Origin of the sequence: Streptomyces sp. NBC_00433 (assembly GCA_036015235.1) — a bacterium.
In the GTDB taxonomy this organism is placed as follows: domain Bacteria; phylum Actinomycetota; class Actinomycetes; order Streptomycetales; family Streptomycetaceae; genus Actinacidiphila.
Genome location: CP107926.1, coordinates 494,588 through 516,990, shown reverse-complemented (window position 1 = coordinate 516,990; position 22,403 = coordinate 494,588). Strand labels below are relative to the sequence as shown.

21 protein-coding genes and 1 pseudogene are annotated in these 22,403 nt (G+C 74.4%); 11 read left to right on the top strand and 11 right to left on the bottom strand.

Annotation, left to right across the window (positions count from 1 at the left end):
• Positions 1–111: 111 nt before the first annotated feature.
• The 4 genes from OG900_02160 to OG900_02145 form a co-directional block, all read right to left on the bottom strand.
• The gene (locus OG900_02160) at positions 112–3,528 is read right to left on the bottom strand and encodes an NHLP bacteriocin export ABC transporter permease/ATPase subunit (protein WUH89050.1); all 3,417 of its coding nucleotides are present in this window, start codon (positions 3,526–3,528) and stop codon (positions 112–114) included.
• Complete coding sequence (locus tag OG900_02155; GenBank protein ID WUH95586.1) at positions 3,528–5,678, bottom strand: NHLP family bacteriocin export ABC transporter peptidase/permease/ATPase subunit; 2,151 nt, start codon at positions 5,676–5,678, stop codon at positions 3,528–3,530. The genes OG900_02160 and OG900_02155 overlap by 1 nt, the downstream gene beginning before the upstream one ends.
• Before the next feature lie 89 nt (positions 5,679–5,767).
• Positions 5,768–6,565, bottom strand: coding sequence for a hypothetical protein (locus OG900_02150; protein ID WUH89049.1), 798 nt, complete (start codon positions 6,563–6,565; stop codon positions 5,768–5,770).
• Positions 6,566–6,638: 73 nt separating this feature from the next.
• The gene (locus tag OG900_02145; GenBank protein WUH89048.1) at positions 6,639–6,845 is read right to left on the bottom strand and encodes a type A2 lantipeptide; all 207 of its coding nucleotides are present in this window, start codon (positions 6,843–6,845) and stop codon (positions 6,639–6,641) included.
• Positions 6,846–7,475: 630 nt separating this feature from the next.
• Between OG900_02145 and OG900_02140 the strand changes: the two genes are divergently transcribed.
• Positions 7,476–7,967, top strand: a complete 492-nt coding sequence (locus tag OG900_02140; GenBank protein ID WUH89047.1) for a peptidylprolyl isomerase — start codon at positions 7,476–7,478, stop codon at positions 7,965–7,967.
• Positions 7,968–8,190: 223 nt separating this feature from the next.
• Positions 8,191–8,475 (top strand): DUF1876 domain-containing protein, encoded by a 285-nt coding sequence (locus tag OG900_02135; protein ID WUH89046.1) that lies wholly within the window; start codon positions 8,191–8,193, stop codon positions 8,473–8,475.
• A gap of 44 nt (positions 8,476–8,519) precedes the next feature.
• Here the strand turns inward: OG900_02135 and OG900_02130 are convergent, their stop codons facing one another.
• On the bottom strand, positions 8,520–9,176 hold the full coding sequence (locus OG900_02130; GenBank protein WUH89045.1) for a PhzF family phenazine biosynthesis protein: 657 nt from the start codon (positions 9,174–9,176) through the stop codon (positions 8,520–8,522).
• Positions 9,177–9,255: 79 nt separating this feature from the next.
• Between OG900_02130 and OG900_02125 the strand changes: the two are divergent.
• The 7 genes and pseudogenes from OG900_02125 (at position 9,256) to OG900_02095 (ending at position 14,302) form a co-directional block, all read left to right on the top strand.
• Positions 9,256–9,404: pseudogene (locus tag OG900_02125) on the top strand (GntR family transcriptional regulator).
• Between the two features lie 355 nt (positions 9,405–9,759).
• Positions 9,760–10,137: a hypothetical protein gene (locus tag OG900_02120; GenBank protein ID WUH89044.1), complete on the top strand. Its 378-nt coding sequence runs from the start codon at positions 9,760–9,762 to the stop codon at positions 10,135–10,137.
• A gap of 184 nt (positions 10,138–10,321) precedes the next feature.
• Positions 10,322–10,750, top strand: coding sequence for a VOC family protein (locus tag OG900_02115; protein ID WUH89043.1), 429 nt, complete (start codon positions 10,322–10,324; stop codon positions 10,748–10,750).
• Positions 10,751–10,984: 234 nt separating this feature from the next.
• Positions 10,985–11,674, top strand: a complete 690-nt coding sequence (locus OG900_02110) for a hypothetical protein (protein WUH89042.1) — start codon at positions 10,985–10,987, stop codon at positions 11,672–11,674.
• Positions 11,664–12,152, top strand: coding sequence for a hypothetical protein (locus OG900_02105; GenBank protein ID WUH89041.1), 489 nt, complete (start codon positions 11,664–11,666; stop codon positions 12,150–12,152). Before OG900_02110 ends, OG900_02105 begins: the two co-directional genes overlap by 11 nt.
• Before the next feature lie 654 nt (positions 12,153–12,806).
• On the top strand, positions 12,807–13,649 hold the full coding sequence (locus tag OG900_02100; GenBank protein ID WUH89040.1) for a ribonuclease BN: 843 nt from the start codon (positions 12,807–12,809) through the stop codon (positions 13,647–13,649).
• Between the two features lie 260 nt (positions 13,650–13,909).
• Positions 13,910–14,302: a MerR family transcriptional regulator gene (locus tag OG900_02095; GenBank protein ID WUH89039.1), complete on the top strand. Its 393-nt coding sequence runs from the start codon at positions 13,910–13,912 to the stop codon at positions 14,300–14,302.
• 77 nt (positions 14,303–14,379) lie between these two features.
• Here the strand turns inward: OG900_02095 and OG900_02090 are convergent, their stop codons facing one another.
• Together OG900_02090 and OG900_02085 are read right to left on the bottom strand one after the other, a co-directional pair.
• Entirely contained in the window at positions 14,380–15,054 is a 675-nt protein-coding gene (locus tag OG900_02090) for an HAD family phosphatase (protein ID WUH95585.1), read from the bottom strand.
• Between the two features lie 311 nt (positions 15,055–15,365).
• Complete coding sequence (locus OG900_02085; GenBank protein WUH89038.1) at positions 15,366–16,295, bottom strand: A-factor biosynthesis protein; 930 nt, start codon at positions 16,293–16,295, stop codon at positions 15,366–15,368.
• Between the two features lie 181 nt (positions 16,296–16,476).
• On the opposite strand from OG900_02085, the gene OG900_02080 reads away from it, so the two are divergent.
• Positions 16,477–17,118 carry a TetR/AcrR family transcriptional regulator gene (locus OG900_02080; protein ID WUH89037.1) on the top strand — a complete coding sequence of 214 codons (642 nt, stop codon included), beginning with the start codon at positions 16,477–16,479 and terminating at the stop codon, positions 17,116–17,118.
• Between the two features lie 31 nt (positions 17,119–17,149).
• Here OG900_02080 and OG900_02075 read toward each other — a convergent pair whose 3' ends face one another.
• Both OG900_02075 and OG900_02070 read right to left on the bottom strand, forming a co-directional pair.
• Positions 17,150–18,697, bottom strand: coding sequence for a caspase family protein (locus tag OG900_02075; protein ID WUH89036.1), 1,548 nt, complete (start codon positions 18,695–18,697; stop codon positions 17,150–17,152).
• 123 nt (positions 18,698–18,820) lie between these two features.
• A complete protein-coding gene (locus tag OG900_02070) occupies positions 18,821–19,387 on the bottom strand; it encodes a TetR/AcrR family transcriptional regulator C-terminal ligand-binding domain-containing protein (GenBank protein WUH89035.1) in 567 nt (188 codons plus the stop codon).
• A gap of 111 nt (positions 19,388–19,498) precedes the next feature.
• On the opposite strand from OG900_02070, the gene OG900_02065 reads away from it, so the two are divergent.
• Positions 19,499–20,725, top strand: coding sequence for an MFS transporter (locus tag OG900_02065; GenBank protein ID WUH89034.1), 1,227 nt, complete (start codon positions 19,499–19,501; stop codon positions 20,723–20,725).
• A gap of 7 nt (positions 20,726–20,732) precedes the next feature.
• Here OG900_02065 and OG900_02060 read toward each other — a convergent pair whose 3' ends face one another.
• Both OG900_02060 and OG900_02055 read right to left on the bottom strand, forming a co-directional pair.
• Positions 20,733–20,996, bottom strand: coding sequence for a hypothetical protein (locus OG900_02060; GenBank protein WUH89033.1), 264 nt, complete (start codon positions 20,994–20,996; stop codon positions 20,733–20,735).
• A gap of 182 nt (positions 20,997–21,178) precedes the next feature.
• Positions 21,179–22,357, bottom strand: a complete 1,179-nt coding sequence (locus tag OG900_02055) for a damage-control phosphatase ARMT1 family protein (GenBank protein WUH89032.1) — start codon at positions 22,355–22,357, stop codon at positions 21,179–21,181.
• Positions 22,358–22,403 lie beyond the last annotated feature (46 nt).

Genomic DNA, 22,403 nt, shown 5'->3' with positions numbered 1-22,403 from the left:
CCTCCCGCGCCCGGCCGCGCGGGTCCGCTACGGGGCCGCACCGGCAGCGCGGTCGTCCGGGCCGGTGCCGCGGTGCCGCCGCCGTACGCCTGCGAGGCGCCGACCGGGCGCTCAGAGCGTCTGGCGGCGGACGAGCCCGTGGAAGGGGCCCGCGGTGTCGGCGAGCAGGTCCGCGGGCCTGCCCTGCTGGACGATGCGGCCCGCCTCCATCACCACCACCCGGTCGGCGTCCAGCACCGTCGACAGCCGGTGCGCGACCACGATCCTGGTGGCCCGCAGGGCGCGGGTGCTGTCGATCACGGTGCGCTGGGTGGCGTTGTCCAGTGCGCTGGTGGCCTCGTCGAGGAAGACGATCCGGGGGCGGCGGATCAACGCCTGGGCGATCATCAGCCGCTGCCGCTGCCCGCCGGATATCGCCGCGCCGCCGTCCGGCAGCACGGTGTGCATGCCCATCGGCATCGCCTTGATGTCCTCGGCGAGCCCCGCCATCGCCGCGGCCTGCCACGCCTCCTCCGGCGTGTATGTGCCCGCGCCGCGGATGCAGTCCAGGATCGAGCCGCTGAAGGGCTGCGCGTGCTGGAGGACCACCCCGCACTGCCGGCGCACCGCCGCCAGGTCGAGCGCCGCCAGGTCCTGGCCGTCGTAGCGGACCGTGCCCGACACGGGGGAGTCGAAGCCGATCAGCAGCCGCAGCAGGGTCGACTTGCCGCAGCCGCTCGGCCCGACGACGGCCACGAATTCGCCGGGCGCCACCCGCAGCGACACCTCGTCGAGGACCAACGGCCCCTCGCCCGGATAGCGGTAGGACACCGAGACGGCCTCCACCGCCCCCGACAGCTCACCGGGCTGGGCGCTGCCCGCCGGCACCTCGGGCGCCGCGTCGAGCACCGGCCGCAGCTGCTCCACCATCGGCAGCACGGAAACAGCGGACAGCAGCGCCCCGGTGAGCTGCCCCGCCGAGGAAAGCATCATCGTGGCCGCCGAGTTGAAGGTCAGGAAGGCCGCCGCCGACAGGCTGCCGCGGGCCGGTCCCGCGAGCAGCGCGAAGACCGCGAGGGTGCACAGCGGCAGATAGACCGCGTTGACGACGGTCGCCACATTCCCCACCCGGCCCGCCCTGCGCTGCAGTTCGCGGCTGCGGGCGAAATCCGCGGCCCAGGCGGCGTAGGCGAAGCTCTCCGCCGCGGCGACCCGCAGCTTCGGCAGGCCCCTGAGGCTCTGGAAGGCCTGGTTGTTGAGCCGGTTGCCCAGCTCCACCAGCTGCCGCTGCCACCGCAGTTGGGCCAGCCCCGAGGCCAGCAGCACCGCTGCGACGACCGCCAGCATGCCGAGCGCGGCCAGCGTGAGCGGCACGCTGTAGCAGAGCAGCAGCACCAGGTTGACCGCGGCGACCGTGCCCGACTGGACGGCCACCGACGTGGTCCCCGACAGCACCCGCCGGATCGCGCTGACCCCCATCGCGGCACTCGCCAGCTCACCGGTGGAGCGCTGCGCGAAGAAGCCGGTGGGCAGCCGCAACAGCCGGTCCCACACGGCCGGTTGCAGCGTCGCCTCGATCCGGCCCTCAAGGCGCAGCACCGCGATGTTCTGCACCAGCATGAAGGCCGCGGACACGATCGTGGTCGCCACCACCGCGAGGGCCGCCTGCACGATCAGCGCGTTCTCGCCGCGCGGCACGTAGCCGCCCAGGACGCGCCCGGTGGCGACCGGCACGAGCGCGCCGAGGCCGACCGCGACCAGGCTGCCCGCCAGCAGCCGCCCCAGATCCGCGCGGGTGCCGCGCACCCCGAAACGCAGCAGCGCCCGGGTGGACACCGCCCGCGCCGGCAGCGGCCGGTAGAACATCACCGCCTGCGAGTCGAGACCGGTCGCGTTCGCCGCCCCGACCCGCATCGTCCGCCCACTCGCCGGATCCACCGCCTGGTACCCGCCGCGATGCCACAGCAGGGCGACCGGAGCTCCGGAGGCCGCCCTGCGCCCGACCAGCGGCCCCACGTCCGTACGCCACCAGCGCTCGCCGAGCGCCACCTCCCTGGTCCGAAAGCCGGACGCGACCGCGACGCGCTCCACCGCCCCCAACCGGCCCGCGGCACCGATCGGTTCACTGACCTCGATCCCGCCGGCCGCCGCCACCAGCCGGCACACGGCGAGGGTGGCGTCCTCCGCGCCTGCCCTGCCGGCCGCGGTCCGCGTCCCGCTCGCCTTCCCGTCCGCCCCGACGCCGGCGGCCGCGGCGGCTCCGGCCCCACCGCGGGCCGCGCCCGCTCGGCCCGCGGTGCGGGCGCCGCTCGTATCGCCCGGGAACCTTGTGCTGCCGGGGGCGGTCACCGCGCCGCTCGCGTCCCGCGCCGCTGCCGCGCCTTCGCCGCCGGGGGTCCCCTTCAACCCCGCCGCATCGCGGCCGGGCCGCGACCGAGCGCCCCGCGGAGTGCGACCCGGCCGGTCCAGCGCGGCAAGCAGCAGCCGGTCGGCGTGGGCGCCGGCGGCCTCGCCCGCCCGCGTTCCGGCGACCGCCCGCTGCTCGTGGGCGCGCTCCACCTGCTCGATCCAGCGACCGAGGGCCAGCAGCAGCCGCGACTGCTGCCTGACCATGCGCTGCCACATCCCCCCGTCGACCAGCAGCTGACCGGCCGACTCCCAGTCGAAGTCGGCGCCGTCCCGCACATCGCCCGGCTCGACCGGCACCCACTCGATGTCGTCCTGCGCCGACGCAGCGCCGATCGCGGGCCGCCCGTCGACCCGGGCTTCGAACATCAGCCGCAGCCCGCGCCCTACGCCGAGCGCGAAGGCCTGCTCCAGCGGGCCCAGTTGCGGCCCGCCGTAGGCGTGGGGGCCTGCGTACGGGTCGGCGAACAGCTCGCGCAGTCCGATCCGGCGCAGACCGCACCCCGGCAACGGCCGCCCGACCAGCGTGTGATGCGGCCCCTGCGGCGGCCCGAGCAGGGCGGTCCCCGCCTCCAGCCGCCCCAGGAAGTGCCATCGCCCCTGCCCGTCCCCGGCGACCGCGAAGAGATCCACGGCCCCCGCCGTCACGAGCCACAGCCCTTCCGGCCCGCCCAACGCCAGGCTGCGCACCCCGCGGCAGTCGACCTCCACCCCGAACCGCCCCAGCACCTCGGCCACCGGATCGAGGGTGCCGTACGAGGGCGCGCCGCCGCCCGGCGGCGGGCCCGGCTGAACGTGGGGGGACGGATCGCCGGGACCGTACGCGGGCATGCCGTCCGGCGGCGGGCTCGGGTGTTCCTCGACGGCCGGACCGCCACCGCCGGACGCGTGCACATCCGGACCCTGCTCAACGGAGGCCTGCCCGCCCCCGTAAGCCGTCGGCACCCCCGAGGCGCCGCCTGGCGCGTACGGGTCAGGGCCGGGTCCGGGCTGTGGCGACCAGCCGTCCGGCCGCGGGTCCTGGCCGAGGTCGCCCGGCGGGGAATCGGTGCCGTCGGCCGAGGGCGGGAAGGGTGGATACGCCGCCGGGTCCGGGCGGGGAGCGCCGGCCGGTGGGGGGAGGGGTTCCAGCGGATACGCCATCAGTGGTCCCGTACCAGGTCGGCGTAAGCCCCGCCGGCCGCCACCAGGGCCTCGTGGCGGCCGCGTTCGACGATCGTGCCGCGGTCGAGGACCACGATCTCGTCGCTGTCGCGCACCGTGCTCAGGCGGTGGGCGACGACCACGCGGGCGCAGCCGCGCCGGCGCAGATTGTCGATGATCAGCCGCTCCGTCTCGGCGTCGAGTGCGCTGGTGACCTCGTCGAGGACCAGGACGACCGGATCGCGGACCAGGGCGCGGGCGATTTCGAGGCGCTGGCGCTGGCCGCCGGAGAAGTTCCGGCCGTCCTGCTCCACCCGGCAGTGGATGCCGCCGGGGCGCCGGGTGACCACGTCGAGGACCGCCGCGTCGGCGAGCGCCGCGGTGACCGCGGTGTCGGGGATCGAGGGGTCCCACAGCGCCACGTTGTCGCGGACGGTGCCCTCGAAGAGGAAGACATCCTGGTCCACGAAGGCCACCGACGCGGACAGCACGCTGCGCGGCAGGTCGGCGAGCCGCCGGCCGTCGATGCGTACGGTGCCCCGCGACGGTTCGTAGAGGCCCGACACCAGCCGGGCCACCGTCGACTTGCCGCTGCCCGAGCCGCCGACCAGCGCCACCTGGCGGCCGGGGCCGACCGAGAGCGAGAAGCCGGTGAGCAGCGGCGGGTCGAGCGGGCTGTAGCCGAAGTCGACGTCGTCCAGGGTCACCTGGCCGGCCGGCCGGCGGGCTCCCGGGGGATGGGAGGCGGCGCGGCCGGGGGAGTGGACCGGGTCGACCGGGAAGTTCTCGACGTCCCTGAGCCGGGCGACGTCCGCCGCGAAGTCCTGCGCCCGCCCGGCGACCGCGCTGAGCCGGGTGACCGGTGCGGTGAAGCCGGTCACCAGTGCCTGGAAGGCGACCAGCAGGCCCACCGAGATCCCGCCCGCGACCGCCCGCCTGCCGCCGATCAGCAGGATCAGCGCGCTGTTGAGCGCGGCGAGCGTCGGGGCGACGACGGCGAGCGCGGCGCCGGGCACGCCGAGCCGCTGCCTGCCGTCGAGAGTCGCCGCGTGCTGCCCCGCCCAGCGGCGGAAGTAGCCGTCCTCGCCGCCGGTGGCCTTCATCGTCTCGATCAACTGCAGCCCGTTGTAGGCGGTGTTGGTCAACCTCGCGGTGTCGGCCCGCAGTTTGCGGGTGCCGGTGGCGCGCAGGCGGACCACGATCCGCATCGCGGCCACATTGAGCAGCGCGATCAGCACGCCCAGCACGGTCAGTTGCCGGTCGTAGGTCCACAGCAGCGCCGCGTAGAGCAGCACCACCACCGCGTCCACGCCGGCCGACGACAGGTCCCTGGCCAGCGTCTCGGCGACCGAGTCGTGGGACTGCAGGCGCTGCACCAGGTCGGCGGGGCTGCGCTGCGCGAAGAAGCGCACGGGCAGCCGCAGCAGGTGCCGTATGAAGCGCGCGCTGCCCAGCGTCGCGGTCACCACCCGCCCGTGCAGGAGGTTGGACTGCTGCACCCAGGTCAGCGCCGCGGTGAGCCCCAGCACGACCGCCATCGCCGTGAAGAGGGTGCCCAGCAGCGCGGACCGGCCGCCGATCAGGAAGCTGTCGATGTACGTACGGCTCAGCGCGGGCCCGGCCGCGCCCACCGCGACCAGCAGCAGGCTGGCGAGCACCGCGACCGCCATGGTGGCCGAGGTGCCGCGCAGCCGGGCCGGCAGCCCCCGTACGATGCCCGGCCTGCGGCCCGCGCGTACGAAGCCGTCACCCGGTTCGAAGGTGAGGACCACACCGGTGAAGCCGGTGTCGAACTCGGCGGGCGACACGAAACGGCGGCCGCGCGCCGGGTCGTTGAGGTGCACGCCGCGCCGCCCGAGGTGCCGGCCGGCGCCCTCGTAGACGACGTAGTGGTTGAACTCCCAGAACAGCACCGCCGGCGGCCGCAGTTCGGCCAGGGCGGCCGGTTCCATCTGCATGCCCTTGGCGCGCAGCCCGTAGGTGCGGGCGGCCTTGAGGAGATTGCCGGCCCGCGAGCCGTCGCGCGACACCCCGCAGGCCACCCGCAGTTCCTCCAGCGGCACATGCCGCCCGTGGTGGCCAAGCACCATCGCGAGCGCCGCCGCGCCGCATTCGACCGCCTCCATCTGGAGGACGCTCGGCGTACGCACCCGGCGCGGCCTGCGGCCGGTCCGCGCGGCCCGTCCGGGGCGGTGCCGGCCCGCGGCGGCCGCGGGCGGGCGGCCGGTGTGGCGGGCGGTCACGGCAGCAGCCAGTCGATCGGGCGCTGCGCGGGCATCAGCACCGAGCCGCTGACCGGAGTCGCGGCCGGGGGATGGGGCGGCCCGCCGCGCCACGACCAGCCGTAGCCGGTGGCCGTGGCGGGGTCGCGCCGCAGCCGGACGGTGACCGCCAGCGGCGCCCCGTGCGCGGCGAAGGCCGCGCCCAGGCGGGCGTCGCCGAGGAAGTCGGCGATCTGCTGCGCGCTCTGCGGCTCGCGGCCCACCGCGGTGACCGTGCCGCGCAGCACTCCGTAGCGCGCGGCCGGCACCGACCGCACGGTCAGCTCGACCGCCGCGCCGACCGGCGGCGCCGTGCCGTCCGCCGGGTAGAGCACCGCCTCCAGCGGCTCCGACGCCGTCGTGACCCGCTCCAGGCCCGCCACCTCGCTGCCCGCGGCGACGACCGAGCCGATCCGGGCCGGCAAGGCGGTCACCCGGCCGGGCGCGACCAGGCGCACCTGCCGCACCCCGCTCGCGGTCCGTACGTCCAGCAGCGGCGCCCCGGCCGCCAGCAGGTCGCCGACCCGGGCCCTGACGCCGACCACCTGGCCGGCCAGCGGGCTCTCCAGCACGTAGCCGCCGTGCCCGTGCGTCAACACCCCGGGCACGGTCGCCCGCCACGCCACGGAACCGCCCACCGCCCACACCCCCGCTCCGGCCAGGACGACCACCGCGACGGTCAGCGCCAGCAGCCCCTGCGGCCGGGCGAAGCGCACCGGCAGATCGAGCTCCTCGGGCGATCGGAGCCTGGACAGCGCCTTGTGGCGGAATTCCACGGAGTCCTCCCGGACAGACCCGTGGACCCCGGGCTGTCAGGCCCCGGGGTCCACGGTCGGTGGCGAAATGCGCTCAGAGACCGGCGAGACCGGTCAGCGGCGCCACGTTCAGGCCGGTCGCCGAGGTGGCCAGACCCGCCACGTCGGAGACCTCCGGCAGCATGGAGTCGACCGTGAAGACGGTGTCGAGCACCGGGCCGAGAATGCCGCCCGAGATGCCGTCGAGGTCGCTGTCGGAAATCTCGCGGGTCTCGATCCGGGGGGTGGAGTCCTTGCGCATGACTGCGTAATCCCTTCGTCGTGCGGAATATTTCGAAAATTCTGTCGACCAGGCAGGAGGAGGTGTCGAAGCAGGTCGAATCAACCGCCCGCCCGGCACCGTGAATTCCATCGGGCTTTTGCCCAACTCCCGCCTGGCGGTCGATGTAAGCACGTCACACCGTGTCAGGCCACCCGGTGGACCGGCGGGTCCGCGCAGGTCGGCGGGCTGCGGCGGCCCTCGGCACGGGACGGCGACGAATTCTTCACACTTCTTGCCCCCGTGAATTCGCACACCGCGGAAAACACCCCGCCGCCCGCCCTCCGGTTCGAACACCTCTGCGTTCGAACCGGACGGAACGCGGATCACACGGAGATGCGGCGGACATGTGTGCAGAGTCTGCGCCCGTGCTGTGCGGTCCCGCAGAAAACCCCATTCCTGCGCCCACGTCGGCCGACGGGTGGGACATCGGCTCATCCCCCGCGATGTCCGACATCCGCCGACGAAGGGCCGCGTCCCGTCCGCCGCGGGTGCCGCACGGGTGTGGCGGTCGCCTCGGGGGAGCGGTGACCGGCGGTCCGCCGGGGTGACGCGGCCGGGAAGCGGCCCCGACGCGCGGTCCGCGACCCCGGGGATGCAAGGATGGGGCCCATGAACAATGTGTACTTCGACATCTCCGTCGACGACGCCCCGGCCGGACGCATCGTCTTCCGGCTGTTCGACGACGTGGTGCCCGAGACCGCCAGGAACTTCCGCGAGCTGGCCACCGGCGAGCACGGCTTCGGCTACGCGGGCTCCGCCTTCCACCGGATCATCCCGGAATTCATGCTCCAGGGCGGCGACTTCACCTCCGGTGACGGGCGCGGCGGCAAGAGCATCTTCGGGGAGAAGTTCAAGGACGAGAACTTCCAGCTCAAGCACGACCGCCCGTTCCTGCTGTCGATGGCGAACGCCGGGCCGAACTCCAACGGTTCGCAGTTCTTCATCACCACCGTCGTCACCGGCTGGCTGGACGGCAAGCACGTCGTCTTCGGCGAGGTCGTCGAGGGCGAGGAGCTGGTCAAGCTGATCGAGGGCAAGGGCTCGCGCAGCGGCAAGCCGTCCTCCAAGGTCGTCATCACCGCCTCCGGCACCGTCGACTGACCTTCACGGTCCTGCCGCCGGGTTCCCGCCCGGCGGTCCCGAGCAGGGAAGGGTCCCTGCGGGCTGCCCGCCCGCGGGGACCCTTCACGTGTGCCCGCGACCGTTATGTTCGGTTTGTGGCGTTCGGTATCGGGCAGGAGTGTTGACACGAAGGGGCCGGGTGCGGCAGCGTACGCCGTGGTCCGGTCGGCACCGACGCGCGTACGGGAACGGACGGCTCGTGATGCAGCAGGACACAGCGGCGCAGTCGCGCACCAAGACCTGGACGCTGAATCTGGAGATCGCCGAGGAGAGCCAGGACGCCACCACGGTGAAGGCGGCCCTCGACACCGGCGACCACACCCTGCGCACCCGCACCACCGCGGTGCGCAACCCGGAGGACCCGCCAGTACCCGCCATCGGCGACGAGTACGCCGCGGGGCGCGCTCTGCTGGACCTGGGCAGGCAGCTCCTCCAGGAGGCCACGACGGACGCGGCGGACAACGCCAAGTCGGCCCACCCGGGCTGACGGCTCCGCCTCGCCGACCGGCAGGACGGCCGAGGCCGCCGGCGCTACGCCGACTCCTGGCCGTCCAGCCGCACCCGGCCGCCCACCTCGATCAGACCGTCGGGGCGGGGCGCCGTCATGATCTGTGAGCCGACGCCCTGGGCGATGTTGAGCGCCCGGCCGAGCCGGTCGGTGAGCAGCAGCGCGGCCGCCCCCGTGGCCTCGTCCTCGTCGATCCCGTCACCGCGGCCGGGGAAGGCCCTGGCCCTGATCCGCCCCGCCGCCTTGTCCTGCCAGGCCCAGGCGTAGACCCACTCACCCGGCGGCGGCACCTCCAACGCCTCGACCTCCTCGGCAGAGGCGTATTCGCGCAGCGTGCGCGGCGGCGCCCAGGCCGCCATCGCCTCGATCCAGGTGAATTCGCCGTCGAGCCGCACGCCCACCACCCCGGCGGGCGTGACCAGCTCCGGCAGGTCGAGCAGCCAACCCGTGCCCACGCAAGGGTGCCCGGCGAAGGGCAGCCGCAGGGTGGGCGTGTAGATGTCGATGACGCCCCGCTCGGGGTCGTCGACGAAGACGGTCTCGCTGAACCCCAGTTTCCCGGCCAGCACCTGCCGCTCGCCGGGGTCGGCGACGGCCGATCCCTCCCGCACGACGGCCAGTTCGTTGCCGTGACGGCCGTCGGCTCCGCAGAAGACACGCAGTACGTCGTAGTCGGTCACCGGGGCAGTCAACCACGCCCGCAGGCACCGGCGGACGACTCCTGCCGCCGGCGTGCGGAGCCGGGCCTCCCCTTGCCGCCCGGGGGACCGACTCCCCACCGTGCGCGGCGTCGTGACCTCCTGCACGGTCAACCCGAGCACGGTGCTGAAGGCCTCCCGCGAGCTGGACCTGTCCGGACTGGTGGAGGCGCGGCAAGGGCGGGCACCTTCGTCAGCGGGTCGCTGGGCGAGGCCGACCCGCACGTCATGGCCCGGCTGCGCGGCGGGCCGGCCCGCGAGGCAGCTGAAGGCCTCCCGCGAGCTGGACCTGTCCGGACTGGTGGAGGCGCGGCAAGGGCGGGCACCTTCGTCAGCGGGTCGCTGGGCGAGGCCGACCCGCACGTCATGGCCCCGCTGCGCGGCGGGCCGGCCCGCGAGGCGGGATCGAGGACGAGGACGTAGAGGCCCTCATCGCCTCGGTCATCGCCGGGGACACCGTGCGCCTGACGCAGGCCGGCGAATCCGCGCCGCGGGAGCGGGCCGGCGCCGGGAGCCGGGACAGGGGAAGGGGGTGGGGCGGCGTGACCAGGGGCGGCGGCCCCCCGTGGACCCCGCCGCACCGGGTCGCGATCCTGGCCCAGGACAAGCCGGCTCTGGCGCGACTTCAGCGTCGCCGACATGCCGCGCCTCGGCCGCGCCACCAACCGCGTACGAGACCGACCTCTACGACTCCGCCGGGCGCCACCTCGACTGCACCGGCCTGCGGAAGCTCTGCGCGATCCCCGACCCGGCGCGGATCGACCCGGGCAAGCTGCCGTCCCGCATGGGACGCAGCCACCCGCGGACGTCGGACACCTTCCAGCCCGCCGACCGGATCGGGCACTTCCACCTCGTCCTCGCCGCCTGCTACGGCGGCATCGGCGTCGCCGCGCTGGCGGCCGTCTGGCTGATCGTCCGCCGCACCAGCCTCAGCGCGGGCTGACCACCGCGACCGCCCGCGCCACCCGGGCGGCGTGCCCCGCGGTACGGACGCCGGTCCACCGTCCGCACCCCCGGGACCTGCGGCGCGGAAACGCCGTGGATCACGGTCGGCACCACGGGCTACGATCCCGGGCGCAAGCAGACCGCAGACTTCGCCGGCGCCCGCCGACCGGCCCGGAGGTGCCGTGCCCGTGCGGATGAGACTGACCGCGATCACGCTCGACTGCCCCGACCCACCGGCCCTGGCGGCCTTCTACCAGCAGGCCACCGGCCTCGTACCGCACCCGGCGTCCGACGCGGACTTCGCTGGGCTCACCTGCGAGGACGGCCTCTTCATCGGCTTCCAGCGCGTCGACGGCTACCGCGCACCGCGCTGGCCGGAGCAGGAGGTGCCCCAGCAGTTCCACTTCGACTTCACGGTCGAGGGGGACCTGGACGAGGCCGAGGCCCGCCTGCTGGCGCTGGGCGCGGCCAAGCCGCCCGAGCAGCCGGGCGGCGGCAGGTGGCGGGTCCTCACCGACCCGGCCGGCCACCCCTTCTGCGTGGTCAGGAGCCGGCGGAGCGAACCGGCTGACAGCTCCTCACCCGACGAGGCCACCTCCCCCACCCCGTGACGGACGACGACCGCGGGGCGTGACGGCTTCGAGCCGGCCCGCTCGACCCGGTCACCCCCCGGAGGAGTGGAAGCACTCACCGGATCGAGTGACCTGCGGTGCGGCGGATCAGCCCGTCCCCGGGGTGCGGCTACGCTCCGTCAGCGTGGGACAGACCCCGGCGGGCGGCCGGGCGGGGCGGCACACCTCGCACGGGCGGGGCCGGTTCGAATCCATCACCGAGGAGACCTGACGATGAGCACCACGCCCGCAGCCGCCGACGGACCAGGCCGCATTCTCGTGGTCGGCCGCAGCCCCGGCGTCCTGGTCGCCGCAGTCGACATCCTGCGCGCCAAGGGCTTCAAGGCGAACGCGACCAACCAGTTCGACCAGGTCCTCGACGACTACGACGTCACCGACATCGACGTCGTGGTCTTCGGCGGCATGGTCCCCGCCGACACCAAGCAGCACCTGCGCGAGGAGGTCGGCAAGCGCAACCCGCAGGTGGGCTTCATCCAGGGCCTGGCCGGCATCCCCGGCGTGATCGCCGCCCAGGTCGAGGCCGACGCCTCCGAGGGACGCGGCGGCCAGGACGGCACCCGCATCGACTACGACGCCGACCGCAGGCGCGTGCAGGTGACGCTCAAGGAACCCGCGCATGTGACCGCCGAGGCCTTCTGGCACACCTCCTTCACGCCGCCCGAGCCCAAGAGCACCTCGAAGCGGGTCCTCGACGACAGCCTCGGCGCCGGGTCCCACGCGATCGAGCTGCCCGACGAGGTGCCGTCGGAGGCCTCCTTCCTCTCCGTCGCCGCCGGCGACCAGGTCCGCGTCTTCACCGTCGGTGAGATGCCCAAGGCGGTCAAGCGGTCGGCCCCGACCTCGACCAGCGACAAGCTGATCACCGACGCCGACCCGGTCACGACGCGCAGCGATGACCACTGACACGGGCGCAGCCGGCTCCCGCCCCGAGCCCCGGGCGCGGACGCTTCCGGGCCAGCGCCTGGTGAACGTGCTGGTCCGGGGTCTGCTGCGGGCACCGGGCCTGTCCCGGGTCGTCGGCACCCGGCTGGTGACCCTCTACGTGGTGGGCCGCAAGTCGCAACGCCGCTATTCGGTCCCGGTCGCCTACCTGGCCGAGGGCGACGACCTGCTGATCGGCACCTCCTTCGGGTGGGGACGCAACCTGCGCACCGGCGAGCCGGTGGAGATCCGGCTCGCGGGCAAGCGCCGCTGGGCCGATGTGCAGATCTACACCAGGGAATCCGAAGTCGTCTCGGCCTACGCCCACATGGCACAGGTCAACCCGACCTTCGCCAAGTTCAACGGCATCCGCGTCGGCGACGACGGGGTGCCGGACCGGGACGACATCCGGTCGGTCTGGATGAGCGGCGCTCGGGTGCTCAGGCTGACCCCGCGCTGAGAGCGGTTCCGCGCCCGCCGGGCCCCGTCCGGACCGGCGGGCGCCGACGCGCGTCGCGGGGCGGCGCCGCCGGGGCGAACGGCGTCCATCCGTGGCCCGACTCCGTCCCCGACGGCTCGGGCGAGGACCACCGGGTCGGTCCCGGCGGCAGCGGGCAGGGCGGCGGACCGAAGGCCCAGCCGGGAGCCGAACCGCCCGTCGGGCACGAGGAACTGGTGCCCGGCCAGACCATTGCCGGGACCTCCGGCGGCTGCGGCGGCTGGGGCGGAGCCGGCAGCGACGGCGGCGCGACGGCAGCGTCGCGGTCCAGCTGCCGCAGCCGCAGGTCAGCGCCCGGTCCGCCAGGACGACCCGGCTCGCGGCCGGCGAGGGCCTCGGCGGCGACCCGCCGCTGACGGCCCCGCGGCCGCCGGCCTGCCGGGGCCTCGGTGGGGGCGGCGACTGGCAGGTGACGATCCCGCAGGACCAGTTCGACTCGGGCCTCGACCTGAGCGGGCTGACCGAGATCCAGGTCTGGATCGGCCACCAGTTCGTCCGCTGACGGCGGGCACGGGGAAGGCCGCGTGCCCGCCGTCAGCGTAGGGGGCGGCTTCGGGGGTAACCGCAGGGCGGTAGTTCGCGCGGGGCCTCGGGGGTGCGGCGGAGGAGGCGGGCATGGGCAGGACGGCGGCCCGGGTGGGCAAGGCGTGGCGGGGCTCGGTCGTGGGGCGGATCTGGCGGCAGGGCGCCGAAGTGGAGCTGATGCACCGGTCGATGGGGTTCGCGGCGCTCGGACTGGTGACGCTGATGCCGCTGCTGATCGTGGTGGCCGCGGCCGTCCCCTACCAGCCGGCGGGCTTCGCGCAGTGGATCGTGGACGGCATGGGGCTGTCGGCCGGACCGGCGGCGACCGTACGGCGGCTGTTCTCCACGCCCGGCGCGGTGCTGAGCACCACCAGCGCGCTCAGCCTGGCGGCGCTCGCGGTCTTCGGGCTGTCGTTCGCGGCCAGCGTCGCGACCGGCTACGAGCGGATCTGGCAGCTCCCTGCGGTCCCCTGGCACGCCGTGTGGCGGCGGGTGGTGTGGCTGGCGGTGCTGACGGCGTATCTGTTCGTGGAGGCGCAGAGCGGCACGCTGCTGGACGGCGGGGCGCCGGCGACCGCGCTGCGCATCGCCTTCACCCTCGCCTGCGGGGTGCTCTTCTTCTGGTGGGGCCAGCGCTTCCTGCTCGGCAACCGCGTCCCGGGCCTGCCGGCCCTCACCGGCGCGGTGTGCACCATGGCCGGACTGGTGGGCCTGCGGGTCTTCTCGATCATGGTCCTCTCGCCGCTGACCTTGACCAGCGCGGTGACCTACGGCCCGGTCGGCACCGTGCTGACCGTGCAGAGCTGGCTGATCGGAGTGGGCTTCGTCATCTTCGGCGGCGCCCTCGTCGGCCGCCAACTGCACGGCGAGGCGCCGGTGGAGGCGGAAGCCGAGCCGGCCGAGCCCGCCGGGGGAATGGGCAGAGCCGCCTGACCTCCCGGCGCCCCTTCCCCGAAGCCGGTCCTTGACCCTGACCCGCGGGGCAGGGCTTAGCGTCCCGGCCGTGAACGCGACACACCGTCTCGTACGCCTGGCCCGCCGCCCCGCCGGACTGCCGACCCCTGACGACTTCACGCCGGCTTCCCACCCCCCTTTTCGTGGAATGGAGCGCGCCCCTGACGTGTTGCCCCAGCTGATCGCGGGCCGCTCCTTCGGGGCGGCCATCGTGGAGCTGCGGACGGGGTGGGGCGCGCATGCGGATCGGCGAGGCGGCAGCGGCGGCCGGGACCACACCGCGCGCCCTGCGCCTGTACGAGGCCCGCGGCCTGCTCAGCCCCCCGCCGCGCACCTCCTCCGGCCAACGGGAGTACGGCCCCGCCGAGGTGGCCCGGGTCCGCGTCATCCGCGACCTGCTGGCGCTCGGCCTCACCCTGGAGGACGTCCGCCGCCGCGCTGACCGCCTGGACCTCCTCGTCCAGGCCGCGCCGGCAACCTGCAACAGCCGGCCCGGTGAGGTCAGCGACGTCGTGGCCGGCCGCCTGGCGACCTTGGACGCGGAGATCGCCCGCCTCACCCGCCTGCGCCGGAGCCTCGCGGCTGCCGCGGGCGGTCCGCGGCCCGACCCGGACTCGGCGGCCACCCCGTGAGGTGAGCCCCGGTCTGCGACCTGCCGGGCTGCGCGAGCGGCCGGGCCGCGGTCGGCCTCCAGGTGCGGCGCCTCGGGTCAGCGGGCCAGCGCTCGGGCCGCGCGGCGTCCTGCCCACGCGAAGACGTCCGGGTCGTCGAGCCGCTTGACCCACAGGTCGACGCGGGCCGCGGCCTCCTCGCCCGGCCAGGGGCCGACGCCCAGGACCCGCAGCCCGGCGCGCAGCGCGGCCTCCACCCCGCACGCCGAGTCCTCCACGGCGAGGCTCTGCGCCGGGTCCGCGCCGCACAGCCGGACCGCGGTGAGGTAGACGTCGGGTGCGGGCTTGGGACGCACCGCGTCGTCCGGGACCACGATGTGGTCGAAGTAGGGCAGCAGCCCGGCGGTGGACAGGCACGTCTCGACCACGTCGGCCGGGCAGTTGCTGGCGACCGCGAGCGGCGCGAACTTCGCGGCGTGGGCGACCAGTTCCGGCGCCCCCGGCATGGTGGTGGGCCGGGCGGCGACCAGCGTGCGGAAGCCGGCGAGCAGTTCGTCCGTCAGCTCGCCGCCCAGTTCCGGCCGGCCGGCCTCGTCGGCCATGAGCTGCCCGCACTCGGTGTAGTGCAGGCCTTTCGCGCGCTCGGCGAAGCCCGGCGCCGCGTGCAGGCCGAAAGCGCGCAGGGTCATGTCGCGCGCGTCCTGCCAGTGCCGCTCGGTGTCCATGAGCGTGCCGTCGCAGTCGAAGACGACCGCGGCCGGCGTCCAGGACAGCGGGGGCGCCGACTCACGCGACGGCGCGGGCCGAGCGGAGGGCGGCGCGTCCGCGGACGGCGAGGAGAGGGAAGGTTTGGACGGGGTCACGGATTGGGTCACTGGCGGGATTCCGTTCGGGAGTGCCGGAGCACACGGAGCTGAACCGTTCCGTCGGCTACGGCGACGAGGGGCCCGCGCACTGTCGCGATGCCGTGAGAGGCCGGCAAAGGGCGTGGCGGATGTTTCTCCGCGGCCACCGGCACCGCCGAGAACATAACGTTCATTACGCTATGGACGACGACGTTAAGTAGTCAAGCAACTGCGCCGTGTCATGTTCCGTGTCGCCCGAAGCCGAGGACGCCGTAGCTGGTCGCGCGGCCGCCCTGCCGTATGCGGAAGACGCACGTACGGTCGTGCGTGACGGTGTCCACCACGGCCGGCGGGTCGTACTCGGTGAAGGAGACCGCGGCCATGCGGCCGCTGACCGGCCGCAGCAGGGAACCGGCGGAGACCTCCGCGGCCGCCTGGCGTGCCGCTTCGAGCAGCACCATGCCCGGCACATGGTCGCTGGCGTGGTCGAAGTAGAACGGGTGTCCGGGGTCGGCGGGTTCGACGGCCAGCCCCGCGGCGCGGCGCGCGACGACCACGTCGGCGGCGCGTGCGACACCGAGCAGCGCCGGGTCCGGCCGGCCGCCGGGCATGGGCGGCGGCTGGAGGGAGCCGAGCCGGCCGGCGCGCACCGCCGCGTAACGCGCCTCGGACAGGAAGCGCGCGCCGCCCCCCGCGCGGGCGAAGAGCCGGCCGCCGGCCCGGTAGGCGACGGCCAGCCGCAGCGAGGCGAGGCGGCCGTCCGAACGCCGCCGCGGATCCGTCACCTCGACGTCGCAGGTGACCTCGGTGCAGCCGAGGCCCACCCGCGGCTCGCGGCCGGGGTGCAGCGCGAAGCGCAGGTCGTCGATGAGCATCCGGGCGCTCGGCGGCACGCCGAACCACCGCAGGGGCAGGTAGATGCCGAGCTGGCGCAGCGTCTCCACGACGAGCAGCGGGCTGTGCCGGTCGCCGCCGTCACCCGGGAAAGTGATGTGCGAACGGGGCCAGCAGGCCGCGGCACGAAAGCCCCCGGCCCGGTCGGCCCGCACGTCCGTCAGCAGGACCTCGGCCACCGACGTGCGGTGCACCAGCTCGCGCGGAACCGTACAGGACCAGCTCAGATCCTGGGTCCGGTCCGAGGCGAGGGGCAGGCCGAGCAAATTCCTCATATGACAAGAGAAACGCGCGTTCGGTGAATTCGCACCCGCTTGCTTCCGGAATGTAACGGAGAGAAGTCGCGCAGGCACTACATTGCTGCCCATTGATGGCAGGCCTTGGCCGCGTTTCGCTGCTCCACGGGCGGGATCCGCGGCCGGGCGGCTCGACGGCGAGCGGAATTGTGGAGTGGATGTGCAGGAACGTGCCGAGGCGACGCGCGGGTATCTGGTGGAGGCCGCGGCGCAGCTTTTCGAGGAACGGGGATATGCCGGGACCAGTATCAGCGACATCAGCGCGCGGTCCGGCCGGACCAGCGGGGCGATCTACTTCCATTTCACCAGCAAGGAGAAGCTCGCGCTCGCGGTGATCGAGGCGACCCTCGCCACCTGGCCCGCGGTGATCGCGCAGGTACGGGCGTCGTCCGCGCCGGCGTTGGACAAACTTGTGTCGCTGAGCTTCACCGTGGCGCGGGCCTTCCGCGACGACGTGGTGGTGCGCGCCGGGTCGCGGCTGTGGACGGAGCGCAAGGCCATCGACGCGACCGTGCCAGGACCCTTCGCCGGGTGGATCGCGACGGTGACCGAACTGCTGCGCGAGGCGCGGGCCGAGGGCGCGCTGGCCGCCTCGGTGGCGCCGGAGACCGCCGGACTCGCGGTGGTCTACGCATTCTTCGGCCTGCACACGGTGTCCGACGCGATGGACGGCCGGGCCGCCATCGAGGATCGGCTGCGGGAGCTGTGGGAGGTGCTGCTGCTCGCCCTCCAGGCCGAACCCGACCCCGCCGCACTGCTCGCCCGCACCCACGGCCCCGCCTCCGCACCGATGCCGGCGTGAGCCGACCCCGCCTGCGGACGTCCCGCCGCCTTCAGCCCGCGCTCAGCACGAAGGACGCTTCCGCCTCCTCGAATCTCGGTGCCGTCACCACCGCCAGATACGTCCCCGGCTCCGCGGAACCCGCCGGAGGCACCGCGCACTGGGGAGCGCTCGGTTTGCGGTCCCACCGCACGGTGTTCGTCACGGTGCTGTGGGAAGGCACGCGGAAGAACCGGCTTCCCGAGGTCGTGGGACAGTCGGCCGAGGACCAGTAGCGGGCGGCGGTGCTGGCCTTCGTGACGGTCAGCACCGCTGTCAGCGGCCCGAGATCGATGGTGCAGTCACTGTCCGAGGAGTTGTTCGCCGCCACCAGGAGGGTGGGAGGTTCGCCGGGTGAGTAGCTGCTACTGAGGCTGTTTATGGTCAACTCCACGGCATCCGGGGTGCAGGCGGACAGGGCGCCGGCGCCGGACGTGGTGGCCGACGCGCTCGGTCCTGACGTGGCCGAGGTGCTCGGCTCCGACGTGCCCGACGCCTTGCCCGGGTCGTCGGTGCCGCCGCCGTAGGTGGCGATCGCCCAGGCCGCGCCGCCGATCACGCAGACGGTGGCCAGCGCGGCGAGCGCCGTGCGCGCGGGCCTGCGCGCACGGGTCGCGATGTCCGTCGCGGGGTCGGCGCGTGCCGTCTCCGCGGCCTCCGGGGGCAGAGGCGCGGCGGCGTCCGGAGACGGCGGCGCAGGGGTGTCCGCGGGCAGAGGCGCGGCGGGTGGCCGTGGGGCTCTGCCCGCCCGCGCACCCGGCATCCTCGCCGGCGGCAGCAAGGAGAAGTCCTCGGCCGGGATGTCGGTGAGGATCCGCAGCGTCTGCGGCTGCCCGGCCTTGCGGTACGCCCGGTGCAGCTCCCTGATCCGTTCCTGGACGCGGTCCTGGAAGTCCTGGAGGCCGAGTGCCGTCGCACCCGGATGGCCGGTGATGACGTCCGCCACCGAGCGCGAGAAGATGCTGAACGACTCGCCGGGGCGCACACCCTCCACCGGGTCCACGGGGGTGTCCCGCGAACGGACGAACAGCGCGAACTGCCCCGCGGAGCACGCGTAGACGTAAGCCACCTTGCGGCGCAGCGCGGCGCTGACCTTCTGCCGGCTCCACAGCCGGGCGCTCGCGACGCCGCCCATCGTCTCCTGCTCGATGCCCTCGCGGCAGGCGTCGATCAGGAAGACGACGCGGCCCGCGGGGGACTCGTCGAGGTGCGCGCGCCAGTCGATCGGCACGCAGCCGGACTCGAAGGGGCGCGTGTCCTCGTGGATGTCCTCGGGGACGAGGAAGTCCCGCCCCGCGGCGTGCACGCCGTGCCCGCTCAGCAGAACGAGCAGCGTGTCGTCCCGTCCGGCCCGCCGGAGGAAGCCGGCCACCTGGCCGTCCACGAAATTCCGCGAGACCTGCCTGCCGCCTTCGCGCGCGGCCACGACCGCGACGTCGAAACCGCGGTCCTCGAGTACGGAACCGAGGCGGGCGAGGTCACCGGGTATGAAGGGAAGCGGCGGGACACCGCGCATGTCGTAGTCGCTCGCCCCGATGAGCAGGGCTCTGTGGCGTGCCATCACACAGGGCCCCTCGGTCGGTGACAGTAGATCAACTGTACGTAGCCGGAGGGCTTGTTCGCGGCGGAATCGGCGGACTGGAGCGGCGCCACGGCGGATATCGGAGCGGCGCCGCCGGGTGGCTCAGAGGGACGGCGCGCAGTCCGCCAGGAGTGCGGCCACCAGGCCGCGCGCCCACTGGCTCGACGCCGGCCGGCTGCTGAAGATCGCCCGGTAGTACAGCGGTCCGAGCAGCAGGTCGACGGCCCGCTCCACCTCGGGCGCCGTGCCGCCGCGCGCCCGCTCCCGCTCGATGATCGCGCCGAGCTGCTCGTGGCGGTCGACCGTGCAGGCGCAGCCGCCTTCCGGGCCCGAGCCGATGGTCGCGCGCATCAGCGCCAGGACGTCGGGGTCCGCGAGGTCGGTGGCGACGTCGGCCATCCAGCGCTCCAGGTCGCCGGCCAGGGAGCCGGTGTCGGGCACCACGACGTCGCCGCTGAATCGGCTGGTGGCGACGTCGGCCAGCAGTTGCGGAACCGATCCCCAGCGCCGGTAGACCGTGGTCGGGTGCACACCGGCGCGGGCGGCGACGGCGGGAATCGTGAGGGTCTCGGCGGACTCCGCGCTCACCAGTTCCTCGACGGCGCGGTGCACCGACGCGCGCACCCGCGCGGAGCGGCCACCGGGGCGTACCTGGATGTCTTCAGCCATGGGGAAATTATCGCACTGATCATTGCGTTAGCCTAGGCACCACTAACGCAACGATCACTGCATTCGGAGATCCTTATGACTGTCGCGCCGACGCGCCACGACAAGAGTCCCGTGTCCCCGGCCGCAGCGGAGAAGGCGTCCGGACGGCGCGGGCTGAGCCGCGGGGCCGCCTTCGCCGCCATCGCGGCGATCTTCGTCCTCTTCATGGCCGCCTCCAGCGCGCCGTCCCCGCTCTACGTCGTCTACCAGCACCAATGGAGCTTCTCCGCGTCCATGCTGACGACCGTCTTCGCGGTCTACGTCGTCGGCATGATCGGTTCGCTCCTGGTGGTCGGGGCGCTGTCCGACCACATAGGCCGCCGTCCCGTCCTGGTCTCGGCGATCGCCCTCGAAGCGGTGGCGATGCTGCTGTTCATCCTCGCCGGCGACGTCTCGCTGCTGCTGGTGGCCCGTTTCGTGCAGGGCATCGCCACGGGCGCGGCCATGACGACGCTCGGCGCCACCCTGGTCGACCTCAACCCCCCGCACGCACCGCACCGCGCGGGCGTCATCACCGGCGCGGCGCCCACCTTCGGCCTGGGCCTCGGCGCGCTCGGCTGCGGATTCCTGGTGCAGTACGGGCCGCACCCGACCCGGCTGGTGTACGTGCTGCTGCTCGCCGGCCTGGTGCTGGCCGGCCTGGCCATCACCGCGCTGCCTGAGACCTCCGCGCTGCGGCCGGGCGCCGCGCGCTCGCTGCAGCCCCGCCTCGGCGTCGCCCCCCGGCTGCGCGGCGACCTGATCGCGCTGGTGCCGATCCTCGTGGCGAGCTGGGCTCTGGGCGGGCTCTACCTCGCGCTCGGCCCGTCGGTGGCCGCCGGCCTGTTCGGCCTGTCCAGCCACGTCATCGGCGGCCTGGTCGTCACCCTGCTCTGCCTGCCCGCCTCGATCACGGCCTTCGCGCTGCGCGGCTGGCCGACGGAGCGCACCCTGGCCCTCGGCGCGGCCCTGCTGGTGGTCGGCACGGCCGTGGGCCTGACCGGCGTCGAGCAGAACTCGGTCACCGCCGCCGCCCTGGGCACGGCACTCGCGGGCGTCGGCTTCGGCGCGGCGGGCCTGGCCAGCTTCGGCACCCTGGCCCGTATCGCCGAACCCGCCGAGCGGGGCGAGCTGTTCGCGGTCGCCTTCGTGATCTCCTACGTCGCCTTCAGCATCCCGGCCGTCGTCGCCGGCTTCGCCACCACGAACGTGGGCCTGCACAAGACCGCGGTCGTCTACAGCGCCGCCGTCATCGCCTTCGGCGCCCTGGCCCTGGTCGCGCAACGCGTCCGTACGTCCCGGCTCCGGCCCGCGAACTAGGACCGCGTCAGCGGCGGTGCCGCCCCGGACGAGGGGTGGGCCAACCGGGACCGGTGCGGCCTTGTCGCTCAGCCAGGGACGTGCTGCCGTCGCCGACCCGGTGGACCACGACGTCGCCCGCGGCGAAGGCGGTGTTCGTGGACGCGCTCGCGACCACCGGGATGACGCCGGCGCCGAGCACCACGGCGCCGGCGATGGCAGCGCCGAGCACGGTCCTGCGGCCGGCGCGGTCAGGGGTGCGGTGCTCGGGCGCGGGGACTCTGCCAGTCATAGGGCGGGCTGCCTTTCGACAGTGGCCGCGTGCCGGAGCCAGGAGGCCCGTGCAGCGCGGGAGTCGACCGGTACGGGGCGCAAGCGGCGCCACCTTGCCGCCACTGGATGGCGTACGCGTGAACCTTGCACGTCACCGCCCTGTCCCTCCGGCGTCCACCACGACCCGGCCGCCGGAACCGGTCAGGGGCGGAAGTGGACCACCGCGTATGCGCCGCTCGTACGCCACGCCTCGCCGCTGTCCTCCAGGGCGGCGAGCGCCGACGCTTCGAGCCCGACGGCGACGTCGGACTTCAGGGTGCGCAGCGCCAGCAGCGGGCCGGGGAAGCGGGCGGTGCGCTCCGCGAAGCCGGTCGTGCCCGGCCACAGCCTGTCGCCCACCAGGCGCCGGTAGTTCAGGTCGCCCTTGGAGATGGTGACGGCGGCTCGGGAGAGGTCGGCGCGCAGATCCGCGGGCATGTCGGCGTAAGGGAGCGGCGCGCAGGAGAAGGGGTGGGCGCGCACGCTCAACCGGCCGCCGGTGAGGGCCTCCCACAGCCTGGCGCCGATCCGGCCGGCCCGGCCCGGGGCGTCGGTGACGCGGCGCAGGCAGTCCACGACGTCGGACGTCGTGGCGTCGGACACGAAGGAGGGATACGGCTTGACGTGCAGGACGGCGCTCTCCGCGCGACCGGTGCGGAGGAGGTGGTCGAGGAGGATCAGGTCGGGGATGAGCTCGCGGCCCGCGTTGTCGGCGAGCAGGTACGCGGTGCCGGCGGCGGACCGCGCCAGGTGCCGCCAGAAGGGGGCGCTGTCGTCCGCGACGACGCGGAGGCCGCCCGGTGCGCCCCGCTCACCCCGCTCACTGGCGGAGATGCGGAAGCCGAGGTCGGCCCGGTTGCCCGACAGCGCGCCGCCGAGCACCGCCTCGTCCCGCGCCTCCGGCGGCAGCGCCGCCACATCGTCGAGCGCCGCCAGCTCCTCCGCCACGGCCGCGCCGTCCAGCTCGGCGCGCTTGAAGGGCGCGAAGGGGTCGACGCCCTGCCACGGACCCGGCCCGAAGTAGCCGACGGCTTCCAGGAGCCTGCGGTAGAAGTAGCTCTCCGCCCACAGGAAGGGCACGTCGAACCACGACCGGCCGAAGTGGTGCGCACCCCACGCGGCCCACCGCCCGCCGTCCTGGGCGCCGGCCGGCAGCGCTTCGACCACCCCGTGCTGCGTCTCCTCCAGCAGCGCCTCCAGGGCCCGCCGCTGCTCCGGCGGGTAGGGGAAGGCGTCCCGGACCTTCCGGATGAGGGCGGGGTGCCGCTCCGCGAGGACAGTCCGGGCGAAGGAACCGGGCTCCTCGCCCGTGACCACCCGCGCGCTTGCCGCTTCCGGCATCTCCACCGGATTCCTCCGTCCTGCCGCACCTGGCCGGTGGCCGATG